This is a genomic window from Pseudomonas sp. UW4 (genome assembly GCF_000316175.1).
Lineage (GTDB): Bacteria > Pseudomonadota > Gammaproteobacteria > Pseudomonadales > Pseudomonadaceae > Aquipseudomonas > Aquipseudomonas laurylsulfatiphila.
In genome coordinates, this window is sequence record NC_019670.1 from 5,829,577 (window position 1) to 5,844,394 (window position 14,818).

The 14,818-nt window shown below is 61.5% G+C and carries 19 protein-coding genes; 14 read left to right on the forward strand and 5 right to left on the reverse strand.

Features of this window, described 5'->3' with window-relative positions; genetic code table 11:
* Window positions 1-142 precede the first annotated feature (142 nt).
* From PPUTUW4_RS25905 to pilG, 3 genes are read right to left on the reverse strand one after another with little or no spacing between them, the layout of a single operon-like run.
* A complete protein-coding gene (locus PPUTUW4_RS25905) occupies window positions 143-682 on the reverse strand; it encodes a chemotaxis protein CheW (protein WP_015097197.1) in 540 nt (179 codons plus the stop codon).
* Between the two features lie 10 nt (window positions 683-692).
* Window positions 693-1,058: a twitching motility response regulator PilH gene (pilH, locus tag PPUTUW4_RS25910; RefSeq protein ID WP_007975417.1), complete on the reverse strand. Its 366-nt coding sequence runs from the start codon at window positions 1,056-1,058 to the stop codon at window positions 693-695.
* 57 nt (window positions 1,059-1,115) lie between these two features.
* Window positions 1,116-1,520, reverse strand: a complete 405-nt coding sequence (pilG, locus tag PPUTUW4_RS25915; protein WP_015097198.1) for a twitching motility response regulator PilG — start codon at window positions 1,518-1,520, stop codon at window positions 1,116-1,118.
* A gap of 291 nt (window positions 1,521-1,811) precedes the next feature.
* Between pilG and gshB the strand changes: the two genes are divergently transcribed.
* From gshB to PPUTUW4_RS25950, 7 genes are all read left to right on the forward strand, one after another.
* Window positions 1,812-2,765, forward strand: a complete 954-nt coding sequence (gene gshB, locus PPUTUW4_RS25920) for a glutathione synthase (RefSeq protein ID WP_007975415.1) — start codon at window positions 1,812-1,814, stop codon at window positions 2,763-2,765.
* A 64-nt stretch (window positions 2,766-2,829) separates the two neighbouring features.
* Window positions 2,830-3,729, forward strand: a complete 900-nt coding sequence (locus tag PPUTUW4_RS25925) for an energy transducer TonB (RefSeq protein ID WP_015097199.1) — start codon at window positions 2,830-2,832, stop codon at window positions 3,727-3,729.
* A gap of 182 nt (window positions 3,730-3,911) precedes the next feature.
* Window positions 3,912-4,484 carry a YqgE/AlgH family protein gene (locus PPUTUW4_RS25930; protein WP_015097200.1) on the forward strand — a complete coding sequence of 191 codons (573 nt, stop codon included), beginning with the start codon at window positions 3,912-3,914 and terminating at the stop codon, window positions 4,482-4,484.
* Window positions 4,484-4,921 (forward strand): Holliday junction resolvase RuvX, encoded by a 438-nt coding sequence (ruvX, locus tag PPUTUW4_RS25935; protein WP_007975412.1) that lies wholly within the window; start codon window positions 4,484-4,486, stop codon window positions 4,919-4,921. Before PPUTUW4_RS25930 ends, ruvX begins: the two co-directional genes overlap by 1 nt.
* A 79-nt stretch (window positions 4,922-5,000) precedes the next feature.
* Window positions 5,001-5,504 (forward strand): bifunctional pyr operon transcriptional regulator/uracil phosphoribosyltransferase PyrR, encoded by a 504-nt coding sequence (gene pyrR, locus PPUTUW4_RS25940; RefSeq protein WP_015097201.1) that lies wholly within the window; start codon window positions 5,001-5,003, stop codon window positions 5,502-5,504.
* Window positions 5,505-5,531: 27 nt separating this feature from the next.
* Window positions 5,532-6,551: an aspartate carbamoyltransferase catalytic subunit gene (locus PPUTUW4_RS25945; RefSeq protein WP_007975410.1), complete on the forward strand. Its 1,020-nt coding sequence runs from the start codon at window positions 5,532-5,534 to the stop codon at window positions 6,549-6,551.
* On the forward strand, window positions 6,548-7,819 hold the full coding sequence (locus PPUTUW4_RS25950) for a dihydroorotase (RefSeq protein WP_015097202.1): 1,272 nt from the start codon (window positions 6,548-6,550) through the stop codon (window positions 7,817-7,819). Before PPUTUW4_RS25945 ends, PPUTUW4_RS25950 begins: the two co-directional genes overlap by 4 nt.
* Window positions 7,820-7,910: 91 nt before the next feature.
* Here the strand turns inward: PPUTUW4_RS25950 and PPUTUW4_RS25955 are convergent, their stop codons facing one another.
* On the reverse strand, window positions 7,911-8,330 hold the full coding sequence (locus PPUTUW4_RS25955; RefSeq protein ID WP_015097203.1) for an NINE protein: 420 nt from the start codon (window positions 8,328-8,330) through the stop codon (window positions 7,911-7,913).
* Window positions 8,331-8,581: 251 nt separating this feature from the next.
* On the opposite strand from PPUTUW4_RS25955, the gene PPUTUW4_RS25960 reads away from it, so the two are divergent.
* Window positions 8,582-9,202, forward strand: coding sequence for a C40 family peptidase (locus tag PPUTUW4_RS25960; protein WP_015097204.1), 621 nt, complete (start codon window positions 8,582-8,584; stop codon window positions 9,200-9,202).
* Between the two features lie 128 nt (window positions 9,203-9,330).
* Here PPUTUW4_RS25960 and PPUTUW4_RS25965 read toward each other — a convergent pair whose 3' ends face one another.
* Window positions 9,331-10,365: a type IV pilus twitching motility protein PilT gene (locus tag PPUTUW4_RS25965; RefSeq protein WP_015097205.1), complete on the reverse strand. Its 1,035-nt coding sequence runs from the start codon at window positions 10,363-10,365 to the stop codon at window positions 9,331-9,333.
* 56 nt (window positions 10,366-10,421) lie between these two features.
* Here PPUTUW4_RS25965 and PPUTUW4_RS25970 point away from each other — a divergent pair, with 56 nt between their 5' ends.
* From PPUTUW4_RS25970 to metW, 6 genes are all read left to right on the forward strand, one after another.
* Complete coding sequence (locus PPUTUW4_RS25970; RefSeq protein WP_015097206.1) at window positions 10,422-11,108, forward strand: YggS family pyridoxal phosphate-dependent enzyme; 687 nt, start codon at window positions 10,422-10,424, stop codon at window positions 11,106-11,108.
* A gap of 35 nt (window positions 11,109-11,143) precedes the next feature.
* Window positions 11,144-11,962 (forward strand): pyrroline-5-carboxylate reductase, encoded by an 819-nt coding sequence (gene proC / locus PPUTUW4_RS25975; RefSeq protein ID WP_007975403.1) that lies wholly within the window; start codon window positions 11,144-11,146, stop codon window positions 11,960-11,962.
* Window positions 11,963-11,972: 10 nt separating this feature from the next.
* The gene (locus PPUTUW4_RS25980; RefSeq protein ID WP_015097207.1) at window positions 11,973-12,563 is read left to right on the forward strand and encodes a YggT family protein; all 591 of its coding nucleotides are present in this window, start codon (window positions 11,973-11,975) and stop codon (window positions 12,561-12,563) included.
* Window positions 12,564-12,567: 4 nt separating this feature from the next.
* Window positions 12,568-12,861 carry a DUF167 domain-containing protein gene (locus PPUTUW4_RS25985; RefSeq protein ID WP_015097208.1) on the forward strand — a complete coding sequence of 98 codons (294 nt, stop codon included), beginning with the start codon at window positions 12,568-12,570 and terminating at the stop codon, window positions 12,859-12,861.
* A 184-nt stretch (window positions 12,862-13,045) separates the two neighbouring features.
* Entirely contained in the window at window positions 13,046-14,185 is a 1,140-nt protein-coding gene (locus tag PPUTUW4_RS25990) for a homoserine O-acetyltransferase (protein ID WP_015097209.1), read from the forward strand.
* 7 nt (window positions 14,186-14,192) lie between these two features.
* The gene (gene metW, locus PPUTUW4_RS25995) at window positions 14,193-14,813 is read left to right on the forward strand and encodes a methionine biosynthesis protein MetW (RefSeq protein WP_007975398.1); all 621 of its coding nucleotides are present in this window, start codon (window positions 14,193-14,195) and stop codon (window positions 14,811-14,813) included.
* Window positions 14,814-14,818: the final 5 nt, after the last annotated feature.

Genomic DNA, 14,818 nt, shown 5'->3' on the forward strand with positions numbered 1-14,818 from the left:
CTGTTAACCCACTTTTGCGCTTGCCAGGAAACCTGTGGGAGCGAGCTTGCTCGCGATTGCGTTGTGTCAGTCGACATCAATGTTGGCTGCAAGTCCGTCATCGCGAGCAAGCTCGCTCCCACAAGGTTCCCTGGTTTTCCGGTTAAATCGCGACGCTCATGAACCCCTGAGACCGCGTCAACGCAAACGGGCTGAACACCTGCCAGCACTGCCCGCGCTGAAACCGACCTTGGACGAATGCCGCCACCGGCCCCTTCAACTCGTCTGCCGGCACTGGCTCCAGGCTGTCCCGGGCAAAGTGCTGGAGGCCGACGACTTCATCGACCAGCAACCCGGCAAACACCTCATCGTGGTCCACCACCAACACCCGGCGCTGGCGGCGCACCGCCGAAAGCTCGTGCCCGAAGAACCCACTCAGATCCATGACCGGCAGCAATCGCCCGCGCAGGTTGGCGACACCCTTGACCCAGGATTTGACCCCCGGCAGCTGAGTCAGTCGCGGCTCATGCAAGACTTCGCTGACCTCACTCATGGGCGCGACGTACCAGTGCTCGCCCAGGCGAAAACCGATGCCGCTCCAGCTGTCCCGACGGGTCGGTTGGGACGGCAAGTCCGCCGCCAGCAAACGACAGCGCTGGTCGATCTGCAGCAGCAGTTCGAAAGCCGTCAGCGACTCGTTCATGGCCTGACGATCAACCGGCCAGCACGTTGTTCAGGGTCTTGATCAGGGTCTCTTCATCGACCGGCTTGGTCAGGTAGTCCTTGGCGCCCTGGCGCGTGCCCCAGACCTTGTCGGTGTCCTGGTCCTTGGTGGTGATGATGATCACCGGGATGTGTCCGGTTTCCGGGTCCTTGGTCAACTGGCGTGTTGCCTGGAAACCATTGAGGCCGGGCATGACGATGTCCATCAGGACAGCGTCGGGCTTTTCCTGGCGGGCCAGGGCCACGCCGTCGGCGCCGTTTTCGGCTTTCAACACTTCATGGCCATGCTTTTCCAGCATGCCGGTCAGTTTGTACATTTCGGTCGGCGAATCATCGACGATCAGAATACGTGCCATGGTCTTCCCCATTCTTGTCGACGCAGGGCCCGATGGCCGAGCGTCACTGTGCGTGTCCTACTGCGGCAAAACGGCGGCGAAACCAGGCACATGGGCCTGGATCGCATCCAGCAACTCTTCCTTGCTGAAAGGCTTGGTCAAAAACTGGTCGGAGCCGACGATGCGCCCCTTGGCCTTGTCGAACAGGCCATCCTTGGATGACAGCATAATCACCGGGGTGGACTTGAACGCACTGTTGTTCTTGATCAGGGCGCAGGTCTGATAGCCATCCAGGCGCGGCATCATGATGTCGACAAAGATGATGCCGGGGTGGTTGTCGGCAATCTTGGCCAGGGCATCGAAGCCGTCGATGGCCGTGATGACCTCACAACCCACGTTCTTGAGCAGCGTTTCGGCGGTGCGACGGATCGTCTTCGAATCGTCGATCACCATGACCTTCAAGGCGCTGGGGGGCTGTTCCATAAGATGCTCTGCGTCGCCTTTACGAATCAAATTGTCCGTTTGCGGGTAATTGGCGGCTCGAAACCCTTGATACTCAAGGGCCAGCACGACATGGCAGCCTTTTTAGCACAGTCTCCAGAACCAATCTATCGGCCGACCGGGGCGATGGTTTTTCCTTGACCGCAAACACACTCAGCGCCACTCTGACGCCACTTTTATACGGCCCTTTGGCCTGATCGCTTTTTGTGGGAGCGAGCCTGCTCGCTCCCACAGAAGATCAACGTCCGGCCCCCATTTTTCGAGGAAAACCCAATGAGCGTTCGCGTCGGGATTGTCATGGACCCTATCGCCAGCATTTCCTATAAAAAGGATAGCTCGCTGGCCATGCTGCTGGCCGCGCAGAAGCGTGGCTGGGAGCTGTTCTACATGGAACAGCGCGACCTGTATCAGGGCGAAGGTGAGGCCCGGGCGCGGATGCGTCCGCTGCAGGTGTTCGCCAACCCGGAAAAATGGTTCGAACTGGGCGCCGAAAGCGACGCGCTGCTGAGCGATCTGGATGTGATCCTGATGCGCAAGGATCCGCCGTTCGACATGGAGTTCGTCTACTCCACCTACTTGCTGGAACAGGCCGAGCGCGCCGGTGTGCTGGTGGTCAACAAGCCGCAGAGCCTGCGCGACTGCAACGAAAAGCTGTTCGCCACGCTGTTCCCGCAGTGCACGCCGCCGACCGTGGTCAGTCGCCGCGCCGACGTGTTGCGTGAGTTCGCCGCCAAACACGGCGATGTGATCCTCAAGCCGCTGGACGGCATGGGCGGCACGTCGATCTTCCGTCACCGCGCGGGCGACCCGAACCTGTCGGTGATCCTCGAAACCCTAACGGCCCTCGGCGCCCAGCAGATCATGGGCCAGGCCTACCTGCCGGCCATCAAGGACGGCGACAAGCGCATCCTGATGATCGACGGCGAGCCTGTGGATTATTGCCTGGCACGGATTCCGGCCCAGGGTGAAACCCGTGGCAACCTCGCCGCCGGCGGCCGTGGCGAAGCCCGTCCGCTGACCGAAAAGGATCGCTGGATCGCCGCACAAGTCGGCCCGACGCTGCGTGAAAAAGGCCTGCTGTTCGTTGGCCTGGACGTGATCGGCGAGCACCTGACCGAGATCAACGTCACCAGCCCGACTTGCATCCGCGAAATCGACAATGCCTTTGGCACCGATATCGGCGGCCTGCTGATGGATGCCATCGATCAGAAGCTCAAGGCACGTTGATTAGCCAAACCAACATTGCGTTATCATGCGCGGCCTGTGAAAACGCGATGTTGGTTTCCTTGTCATGACCCTCCCGTCCGATCTGCCTGCCGAACTCGCCCACCGTGGCGTGCGCCCGGCCGATCGCCTCGGTTTTACCCTGTTTCTGGCGGCGCTGATCCACCTGGCCTTGCTGCTGGGTGTCGGGTTTGCCGTGGTCGAGCCCAAGCAGATCAGCAAAACCCTGGAAATCACCCTCGCCACCTTCAAAAGCGAAAAGAAGCCTGAAAAGGCCGATTTCCTGGCGCAAGAGAACCAGCAAGGCAGCGGCACCCTGGATAAAAAGGCGATTCCCAAGACCACCGAGGTCGCGCCCTTCCAGGACAACAAGGTACAGAAAGTCACGCCACCGCCGGCCGCCAAGCCTGAAGCGCAGGAAGCCCCGCCGAAGGCTGCCGTGACCACCGTGGCGCCGAAGCCGAAAAAGGCCCCCGCCAAGACCGAGGAGCCCAAGACCGAGGTCAAACCCCAGGTCCAGGCGCCGACGTTCGACAGTGAGCGGCTGTCCAGCGACATCGCCAGCCTCGAAGCGGAACTGGCCGCCGAACAACAACTGTACGCCAAGCGCCCGCGCATCCACCGCTTGAGCGCCGCCTCGACCATGCGCGACAAGGGCGCCTGGTACAAGGACGAATGGCGCAAGAAAGTCGAACGCATCGGCAACCTCAATTACCCCGACGAAGCACGGCGCAAACAGATCTACGGCAATTTGCGCCTGATGGTGTCGATCAATCGTGACGGCTCGCTGTATGAGGTGCTGGTACTGGAATCTTCAGGCCAGCCGCTGCTGGACCAGGCGGCGCAACGGATCGTCCGGCTGGCGGCGCCGTTCGCACCCTTTACCGGGGATCTGTCGGATGTTGACCGGCTGGAGATCATCCGGACCTGGAAATTTGCCCGCGGCGATCGCCTCTCAAGCAACTGACCCGCACAAATCCCCCTGTAGGAGCGAGCTTGCTCGCGATGGTCGCCAACGATAACGCTGCAAGCCTGACACCCCGCAGTGTTCTCAGGTTCATCGCGAGCAAGCTCGCTCCTACAGAATTACGGCATTTCCTGCGCATCCCCGGCTTGTCAGTTCGCCCCTCGAACGCCACACTAGCGCACATGAAAAACGTCAGCCCCAGCTACCTCAAGCATCAATTCCTGATCGCCATGCCGCACATGGCCGACCCGAACTTTGCACACACCTTGACCTACATCGTCGAGCACACGGCCAATGGTGCCATGGGGCTGGTGGTCAACCGTCCGCAAGAGCTGAACCTGGCCGATATCCTTGAGCAATTACGCCCGGAAATCGAACCGCCAGCGCTCTGCCAGCATGTGCCGATCTTCATCGGCGGCCCGGTGCAAACCGATCGCGGCTTCGTCCTTCACCCCAAGGGGCAGAGTTTCCAGGCGACCGTTGATCTGGAAGATGAGTTGTCCCTGTCGACGTCCCAGGACGTACTGTTCGCCATCGCTGACGGCGTCGGCCCGGCAAAAAGCCTGATCGCCCTCGGTTATGCCGGCTGGGAAGCCGGGCAACTGGAGGCCGAACTGGCCCAGAACGCCTGGCTGAACTGCCCGTTTGACGCCGACATCCTGTTCAACACCAGCAGCGAACTTCGCCTGGAAGCGGCCGCCAGACACCTGGGCGTCAACCTCAGCCTGCTGACCAGCCAGGCGGGGCACGCCTGATGGCCCTGAAGCTGATTCTGGGGTTTGACTACGGCACCAAACAGATCGGCGTTGCAGTCGGCCAGGTGATTACCGGCCAGGCTCGTGAGCTGTGCACCCTGAAAGCGCAGAACGGCATTCCTGACTGGAACCAGGTCGAAGCCCTCATCAAAGAGTGGAAACCCGATGCCGTGGTGGTCGGCCTGCCGCTGAACATGGACGGTACGCCCAGCGACATGTGCGCTCGCGCGGAAAAATTCGCCCGGCGCCTGAACGGCCGCTTCAACCTGCCCTTCTATACCCACGATGAACGCCTGACCACCTTCGAGGCCAAGGGCGAACGCCTGGCTCGTGGTGGCCAGAAAGGCAGTTACCGCGACAACCCGGTCGACGCCATCGCCGCCGCCCTGCTGCTGCAAGGCTGGCTCGACGAAAATGGCGCACTGTTCGAATCCTGAAGAGCCGCGATGCGTCTCTCTTAGCTACAACCCGAGCCACCTTGCGTGAAACCCGGCTCGGGCCCAAGAAGGAGCAACCATGAGCCTGCCCAATCCCGCCGAACTGATCAGCCAGATGGCCACGCGCCTGAAGGCCCACCTGGAACACCGTGGCATCAGCGACCCGCGCTTCATCGGCATTCGTACCGGCGGCGTCTGGGTGGCCCAGGCCCTGCTCAAGGAACTGGGCAGCAATGAGCCCCTCGGCACCCTGGACGTGTCCTTCTACCGCGACGATTTCAGCCAGAACGGCCTGCATCCTCAGGTTCGCCCTTCGGCGCTGCCGTTCGAGATCGAAGGCCAGCACCTGGTGCTGATCGACGACGTGCTGATGAGCGGCCGGACCATCCGCGCCGCCATGAACGAACTGTTCGACTACGGTCGCCCGGCCAGCGTGACGCTGGTGTGCCTGCTGGACCTGGACGCCGGCGAACTGCCGATCCGCCCGAACGTGGTGGGCGCGACCCTGTCGCTGGCCGCCCACGAACGGGTGAAGCTGTCCGGCCCGGAGCTCGCGCTCGAACTGCAAGACCTCGCCCTTTAATTCGCCCTATTGAGAGTCCCCCTTGCGATGACGCCTCTAGACACCAAGCGCCCGCTGCAGCTCAATGATCAGGGCCAGCTGCGCCACTTCCTCTCGCTCGACGGTTTGCGCCGTGAGCTGTTGACGGAAATCCTCGACACCGCCGACTCCTTCCTCGAAGTCGGCGCCCGGGCCGTGAAGAAAGTCCCGTTGCTGCGCGGCAAGACCGTGTGCAATGTGTTCTTCGAGAACTCGACCCGTACCCGCACCACCTTCGAACTGGCGGCCCAGCGGCTCTCGGCGGACGTGATCACCCTCAACGTGTCCACGTCGTCGGCAAGCAAGGGCGAGACCCTGCTCGACACCCTGCGTAACCTGGAAGCCATGGCCGCCGACATGTTCGTCGTGCGCCACGGTGACTCCGGCGCCGCGCACTTCATCGCCGAGCATGTCTGCCCGCAAGTGGCGATCATCAACGGCGGTGACGGCCGGCACGCGCACCCGACCCAGGGCATGCTCGACATGCTGACCATTCGCCGGCACAAGGGCGGGTTCGAAAACCTTTCGGTGGCCATCGTCGGCGACATCCTGCACTCGCGGGTGGCGCGCTCGAACATGCTGGCCCTGAAAACCCTCGGTTGCCCGGACATCCGCGTGATCGCACCGAAGACCCTGCTGCCGATCGGCATCGAGCAATACGGCGTGAAGGTCTACACCGACATGACCGAAGGCCTGAAGGACGTCGACGTGGTGATCATGTTGCGTCTGCAGCGTGAACGCATGACCGGCGGCCTGCTGCCGAGCGAAGGCGAGTTCTACCGCCTGTTCGGCCTGACCACCGCGCGCCTGGCCGGCGCCAAACCCGATGCCATCGTGATGCACCCGGGGCCGATCAACCGCGGCGTGGAAATCGAGTCGGCAGTGGCCGACGGTCCGCATTCGGTGATCCTCAACCAGGTGACCTACGGGATCGCCATTCGTATGGCCGTGCTGTCCATGGCCATGAGCGGGCAGACTGCGCAGCGTCAATTCGAGCAGGGCCAATTCGAACAGGAGAGCGCACAGTGAAGCTCAGCATTCTCGGCGCCCGCGTGATCGATCCGGCCAGCGGCCTGGATCAAGTGACCGACATCCACATTGAAGCCTGCAAAGTCGTCGCCCTTGGCGCGGCGCCCGCCGGTTTTGTCGCTGTCGACACGATCGACGCCAAAGGCCTGGTGGCCGCTCCCGGCCTGGTCGACCTCAACGTTGCCCTGCGCGAGCCGGGTTACAGCCGAAAAGGCTCGATTGTCAGCGAAACCCGCGCGGCGGCGGCTGGCGGCGTGACCAGCCTGTGCTGCCCGCCGAAGACCAAACCGGTGCTGGACACCTCGGCGGTGGCCGAACTGATCCTCGACCGCGCCCGTGAGGCCGGCAACACCAAAGTCTTCCCGATTGGCGCCCTGAGCAAAGGCCTGGACGGTGAACAGCTGGCCGAGCTGGTTGCCTTGCGCGACGCCGGTTGCGTGGCCTTCGGCAACGGCCTGGAGAGCTTCCGCAACACCCGCACCCTGTGCCGGGCACTGGACTACGCGGCAACGTTCGACCTGACGGTGATTTTCAACTCCCAGGATCACGACCTGGCCGAAGGCGGCCTGGCTCACGAAGGCCCGACCGCCAGTTTCCTTGGCTTGCCAGGCATCCCGGAAAGCGCCGAGACCGTCGCTCTGGCTCGGGACCTGCTGCTGGTTGAACAGACCGGCGTGCGCGCGCACTTCAGTCAGCTCACCAGTGCCCGCGGCGTGGAACTGATCGCCCAGGCCCAGGCCCGGGGCCTGAAGGTGACCGCGGATGTCGCCCTGTACCAGCTGATCCTGACCGACGAAGCCCTGATCGACTTCAGCAGCCTGTATCACGTCCAGCCGCCGCTACGCACCCGCGCCGACCGCGATGGCCTGCGCGCAGCGGTGAAATCCGGCGTGATCTCGGCCATCTCCAGCCATCACCAACCCCATGAACGTGACGCCAAGCTGGCACCGTTCGGCGCCACCGAGCCGGGCATCAGCAGCGTTGAACTGCTGCTGCCACTGGCAATGACCCTGGTCGAAGACGGCTTGCTGGACCTGCCGACGTTGCTGAAACGCCTGAGCACCGGCCCTGCCGAGGCCTTGCGCCTGCCGGCAGGCAAACTGGCGGTGGGTGGTGCGGCGGACATCGTGCTGTTCGACCCGACGACCTCGACCGTCGCGGGCGAAACCTGGTTGTCGAAGGGCGAGAACTGCCCGTTCATCGGCCACAGCCTGCCGGGTGTAGTGCGTTACACCCTGGTGGATGGACGCATTAGCCACCAGGCTTAAAAACAAAAGATCGCAGCCTGTGGCAGCTCCTACAGGGAAATGCATATTCCTGTGTAGGAGCTGCCGCAGGCTGCGATCTTTTGCTCTTCGCTTATCGACGCTGCGCGTTACGCACGGACACCTGGTCATTCAACGTCCAGAAGTCATACAGCACCCCGAGAAAGAACAACCCGCCGGTGAGCAGGTACAGCAGCCCGCTGATCCATTTCCCCTGATACATCCGGTGCACACCGAACACCCCGAGAAACGTCAGCAGAATCCACGCCACGTTGTATTCGATGGGCCCTGCGGTAAACCGCAGGTCAGCCTCGCGATCCATGGACGGGATCAGGAACAGGTCGATCAGCCAGCCGATGCCCAGCAAACCAAAGGTGAAGAACCAGATCGTCCCGGTCACCGGCTTGCCGTAATAGAAGCGGTGAGCGCCGGTAAATCCGAAAATCCACAGCAGATAACCGATCACTTTGCTGTGGGTGTCTTGCTGCGGATAAGTCTGTTGATAGGGGTTCATGAATGACCTCGATTCATACGATAGATAAATATTCTTCAATTCTTTGTGACTTTTTTACAGGCACCCGACGTATGGCAAATGCTACCTTCACTCCCGTCAAAGCCTTGTAACACCGGACTTCTGTCCGACAATTGCGCCATTTTGCCGCTTTTTTGCCACCATTGTCCCCCAGGTTGAATCGACCAACGGCCTCGGAAGCGGCAAAAAAGCTGTTATAAAGTTGCGCGCTAACTTATTAAGAGCCTTGCCTAATGCGTTCATTTTTCAAGACATGGCTAACCATTTGCCTTTTGATGCCACTGGCCGCCCACGCCACCAATCGTGAGCAACGTCTTCCTAACGTTAATGGTTACACCCCCAAATCCCATGTCTCTGCTCCTTCGAGCAAAGACAAAAAAACCACTAAATATGCTCCAAGCCTGGCCAACAGCAAAAGCGGCCTGGTTCCACCGATGGGCACCAAGGAAAGCAGCGACGTGCTGAGCCGCGCCGTGAACGTCCTTGGCACTCCCTATCGTTGGGGCGGCAGCAGCCCAAGCAAAGGCTTCGATTGCAGCGGCCTGGTGAAATACGCGTTCAACGACGCCACGTTCGACCTGCCACGCACCTCCAACGCCATGGCCAGCGGTCATGGGGAGAAAGTCGATCGCAACGACCTGAAGCCGGGCGACCTGATTTTCTTCAACATCAAGAGCCGCCGGGTCAATCACGTCGCCATTTACCTGGGCAACGACCGCTTCATCCACGCGCCACGTCGCGGCAAGTCGGTGAGTATCGACACCCTGAAGAAACCGTACTGGCAAAACCACTACGTGGTTGCCAAGCGGGTTCTGCCGAAAGAGCCGAATCAGATGCGGGTTGTTCAGCGCTGATTTAACTACCGAGGTCAACCTCGGGAATAGCTTTGAATATGATTGCCTCATCGCGGGCAAGCCCGCTCCCACATGGACTGCATCAATCCTGTGGGAGCGGGCTTGCCCGCGATGGCGTTTCTGGATCATCAAAAGCTATCCGGCGACCGCGCTTTCTCCAGCGCATGATCACGACTGATCACCCCCCTGCTCACCAGGCCCTTCAAGCTCATATCCAGCGTCTGCATTCCCAACGCCCCTCCCGACTGAATCGCCGAGTACATCTGCGCCACCTTGTCCTCGCGGATCAGGTTGCGGATCGCCGACGTCCCCAGCATGATTTCGTGGGCCGCGATGCGTCCGCCGCCGACCTTCTTCACCAGCGTCTGGGACACCACCGCCAGCAGCGACTCGGAGAGCATCGAGCGCACCATTGACTTCTCGTCCCCCGGAAACACGTCCACTACCCGGTCAATGGTCTTTGCCGCCGACGTGGTGTGCAGCGTGCCGAATACCAGATGGCCGGTTTCGGCGGCGGTCAACGCCAGGCGTATGGTTTCCAGATCGCGCATCTCCCCCACCAGAATCACGTCCGGATCCTCCCGCAACGCCGAGCGCAAGGCCGTGGCGAAGCTGCGGGTATCGCGGTGGACCTCACGCTGGTTGATCAGGCACTTGCGCGGCTCGTGCACAAACTCGATAGGGTCTTCAATGGTGAGGATGTGGTGATGGCGATGGTTATTGAGGTAGTCGATCATCGCCGCCAGCGTGGTGGATTTTCCGGAACCGGTCGGGCCGGTCACCAGCACCAGGCCGCGGGGAGCGTCGGTCATTTTGCGAAACACTTCCCCCATGCCCAGTTCGTCCATGCTCTGCACTTTCGCCGCAATGGTGCGAAACACCGCACCCGCGCCACGGCTCTGATTGAACGCATTGGCCCGAAAACGCGCCACACCGGGCACTTCAAAGGAAAAATCGATTTCCAGATGCTTCTCAAAGTCCGCCCGCTGGGTGTCATTCATGATGGCATCGATCAGCGCCTGCACCTGTTGGTGGTCCATGGCCGGCAGGTTGATGCGCCGCACATCGCCATCCACCCGAATCATCGGCGGCAGGCCAGCAGACAAATGCAGGTCCGATGCCCCCTGTTTGGCGCTGAACGCCAGCAGTTCAGTGATATCCATAGCGCCTCTCAATTCCAGTAGAATGCCGCGAACCTTCAGACCGCTGGCGCCTCTTGATGTCCACCATAGCAGACAACATTCTCGAAGTTAGTTCGCGCATCCATGCCGCAACACTTGCCGCCAATCGCGCCGAAAACAGCGTCCATCTGCTGGCCGTAAGCAAGACCAAACCCGCACAGGACCTGCGTGAAGCCTACGCCGCCGGCCTGCGCGACTTTGGCGAGAATTACCTGCAGGAAGCGCTGGGCAAACAGCTTGAACTGGCCGACCTGCCCTTGATCTGGCACTTCATCGGCCCCATTCAATCGAACAAGACTCGTGCTATCGCCGAGCACTTCGACTGGGTGCACTCCGTGGATCGTCTGAAAATCGCACAACGTCTGTCCGAACAACGTCCTGCCGATTTACCGCCCCTGAATATCTGCATTCAGGTCAACGTCAGCGGTGAAGCCAGCAAATCCGGCTGCACCCCGGCTGATCTGCCGGCCCTGGCCAGTGCCATCAGCGCCCTGCCGCGCCTGACGTTGCGCGGGCTGATGGCCATCCCTGAGCCGACTGAAGATCGCGCCGCCCAGGACGCCGCGTTTGCGGCCGTGCAAAGCCTGCAAGCCAGCCTGAATCTGCCACTCGACACACTTTCCATGGGCATGAGCCACGACCTTGAGTCGGCCATTGCCCAGGGCGCCACCTGGGTCCGTATCGGTACGGCCCTGTTTGGCGCCCGTGATTACGATCGGCCATAACCCATGACCGACTCTCTTCTTTATAAGGACCTGACATGAGCAAGACGCGTATTGCCTTTATCGGTGCCGGCAACATGGCCGCCAGCCTGATCGGCGGCCTGCGGGCCAAGGGTCTGGAAGCCGCGCAGATCCGCGCCAGCGATCCGGGCGAAGAAACCCGCGCCCGCGTGAGCGCTGAACACGGTATCGAAACCTTCGCCGACAACGCCCAGGCCATCGAAGGCGCCGACGTCGTCGTCCTTGCGGTCAAGCCGCAGGCGATGAAAGCCGTGTGCGAAGCGATTCGCCCAAGCCTCAAGCCCCATCAACTGGTGGTGTCGATCGCTGCAGGCATCACCTGCGCCAGCATGAACAACTGGCTTGGCGCCCAGCCGATCGTGCGCTGCATGCCCAACACCCCGGCGCTACTGCGTCAGGGCGTGAGCGGCTTGTTCGCAACAGCCCAAGTGACCGCCGAACAGCGCCAGCAAGCCCAGGAGCTGCTGTCCGCGGTCGGCATCGCCTTATGGCTCAATGAAGAGCAGCAACTGGACGCCGTCACCGCCGTTTCCGGCTCGGGCCCGGCGTATTTCTTCCTGCTGATCGAGGCCATGACCGCCGCCGGCGTGAAACTTGGCCTGCCGGCGGATATTGCCGCGCAACTGACCCTGCAAACCGCACTGGGCGCCGCGCACATGGCGGTCTCCAGTGACGTCGACGCGGCCGAGCTGCGCCGCCGTGTCACCTCCCCTGCGGGCACCACGGAAGCTGCAATCAAGTCGTTCCAGGCCAATGGCTTTGAAGCCCTGGTCGAAAAAGCACTCGGCGCTGCCGCGCATCGCTCGGCCGAGATGGCCGAACAACTGGGTCAATAAGGAGCTTTTCATGATTGGATTGAACACCGCAGCGGTCTACGTGCTGCAAACCCTCGGCAGCCTGTACCTGCTGATCGTGCTGATGCGCTTCGTACTGCAACTGGTGCGGGCGAACTTCTACAACCAGATCTGCCAGTTCATCGTCAAGGCCACCCAGCCGCTGCTCAAGCCGCTGCGCCGGATCATCCCGAGCGTGTTCGGCCTGGACATGTCCTCGCTGGTGCTGGCGATCCTGGTGCAACTGGCACTGATGGCCCTGACCCTGTTGCTGACCTACGGCACCATCGGCAACCCGCTGCAACTGCTGATCTGGTCGCTCATCGGTGTGACCGCGCTATTCCTGAACATCTTCTTCTTTGCCCTGATCATCAGCGTGATCCTGTCCTGGGTCGCACCGGGCAGCCATAACCCGGGCGCCGAACTGGTGAACGACATCTGCGAGCCGGCCCTGGCGCCGTTCCGCAAGTTCCTGCCGAACCTGGGCGGGCTTGATCTGTCGCCGATCTTTGCGTTCCTGGCAATCAAACTGGTCGACATGCTGGTGATCAACAACCTCGCCGCCTTGACCATGATGCCGGAAATCCTCCGCGTGTTGATCTGACCCGGTGAGCTGGTTTCGCTGGGACGGTGACGACCTGATTCTGGAGTGTCACCTGCAACCGGCAGCCCGTAGCGATGACTTCGCCGGGCTGCACGGTGATCGTCTGAAGATCCGCCTGACCGCGCCGCCAGTCGAGGGCAAGGCCAATGCATATCTGATGGCGTTTCTGGCCAAGGCGTTTGGCGTGTCCAAGAGCCAGGTCAGCTTGATCAGTGGCGAGTTGAACCGGCAGAAACGGGTGCGGATCTGCTCGCCGAAGAAGTTGCCGGATTTGCCTGATCTGGTGCGTCCAGCCTGATCCACCGAGTCGCCTCATTCGCGAGCAAGCCCGCTCCCACAGGGTAATGCGCTCCTCTGTGGGAGCGGGCTTGCTCGCGAATGGTGCACCTCGGTCTTACTGAAAGAAATCAGGCCCGGCCTTTGCTTGCCGCTAACCCCAGCGGTCTTTAGACTTACGCCTCATTTCAATGAGAGCAGGGTCGATGCCAGCTGCCTTTCCCCCCGATTCTGTTGGTCTGGTGACGCCGCAAGTGGCGCACTTCAGCGAGCCGCTGGCTTTGGCCTGTGGTCGTTCGCTCCCGGCCTATGACCTGATCTACGAAACCTACGGCACGCTCAACGCCACGGCGAGCAACGCCGTGCTGATCTGCCACGCCTTGTCCGGGCACCACCACGCTGCTGGCTACCACAGCGCCGACGACCGTAAACCCGGTTGGTGGGACAGCTGCATCGGCCCCGGCAAGCCAATCGACACCAACAAATTCTTCGTGGTCAGCCTGAACAACCTCGGCGGCTGCAACGGCTCCACCGGCCCGAGCAGCATCAACCCGGACACCGGCAAGCCGTTCGGCGCCGATTTCCCGGTATTGACCGTCGAGGATTGGGTGCACAGTCAGGCGCGCCTGGCCGATCGCCTCGGCATCGCCCAGTTCGCGGCCGTGATCGGCGGCAGCCTCGGCGGCATGCAAGCGATGCAATGGAGCATCACCTACCCCGACCGCATCCGTCACTGCCTGGCCATCGCCTCGGCCCCCAAGCTGTCGGCACAGAACATCGCGTTCAACGAAGTGGCGCGCCAGGCGATCCTCACCGACCCCGAATTCCACGGCGGTTCGTTCCAGGAACAGGGCGTGATCCCCAAGCGCGGCCTGATGCTGGCGCGGATGGTCGGGCACATCACCTACCTGTCCGACGACTCCATGGGCGAAAAATTCGGCCGCGGCCTGAAGAGCGAGAAGCTCAACTACGACTTCCACAGCGTCGAGTTCCAGGTCGAAAGCTACCTGCGCTATCAGGGCGAAGAGTTCTCCGGGCGCTTTGATGCCAACACGTACCTGTTGATGACCAAGGCGCTCGATTACTTCGATCCGGCGGCGAATTTCGACGATAACCTGGCGAAAACCTTTGAAGGTGCCAAAGCCAAGTTCTGCGTGATGTCGTTCACCACCGACTGGCGCTTCTCCCCTGCCCGCTCGCGCGAGCTGGTGGACGCGCTGATGGCCGCGCGCAAGGACGTCTGCTACCTCGAGATCGACGCACCACAAGGCCACGACGCCTTCCTGATTCCGATCCCGCGCTACCTGCAGGCATTCGGCAATTACATGAACCGCATTACGTTGTGAGAAAGCCATGAGAGCTGATCTGGAAATCATCCAGGAATGGATCCCCGCCGGCAGCCGCGTGCTCGACCTCGGGTGCGGCGATGGCGAACTGCTGACCTGGCTGCGCGACAACAAGCAGGTCACCGGTTATGGCCTGGAAAACGACGCCGACAACATTGCCGAGTGCGTGGCCAAGGGCATCAACGTCATCGAACAGGACCTGGACAAGGGCCTGGGCAACTTCGCCAGCAACAGTTTCGACATCGTGGTCATGACCCAGGCGCTGCAAGCCGTGCATTACCCGGACAAGATCCTCGAAGAAATGCTGCGCGTGGGCCGTCAGTGCATCATCACCTTCCCGAATTTCGGTCACTGGCGCTGCCGCTGGTACCTGGCGAGCAAGGGCCGGATGCCGGTTTCCGAGTTCCTGCCGTACACCTGGTACAACACGCCGAACATCCACTTCTGCACCTTCGCGGACTTTGAAGCCTTGTGTCGCGAACGTGAAGCGAAGGTCATTGATCGGCTTGCCGTGGATCAACAGCATCGGCACGGGTGGGCCAGTAAGCTATGGCCTAATCTGTTAGGTGAGATCGGAATCTACCGCGTCAGCAGTCCGGGACTTTCCGACCACAAGGTCGCGGTCTGATCCAA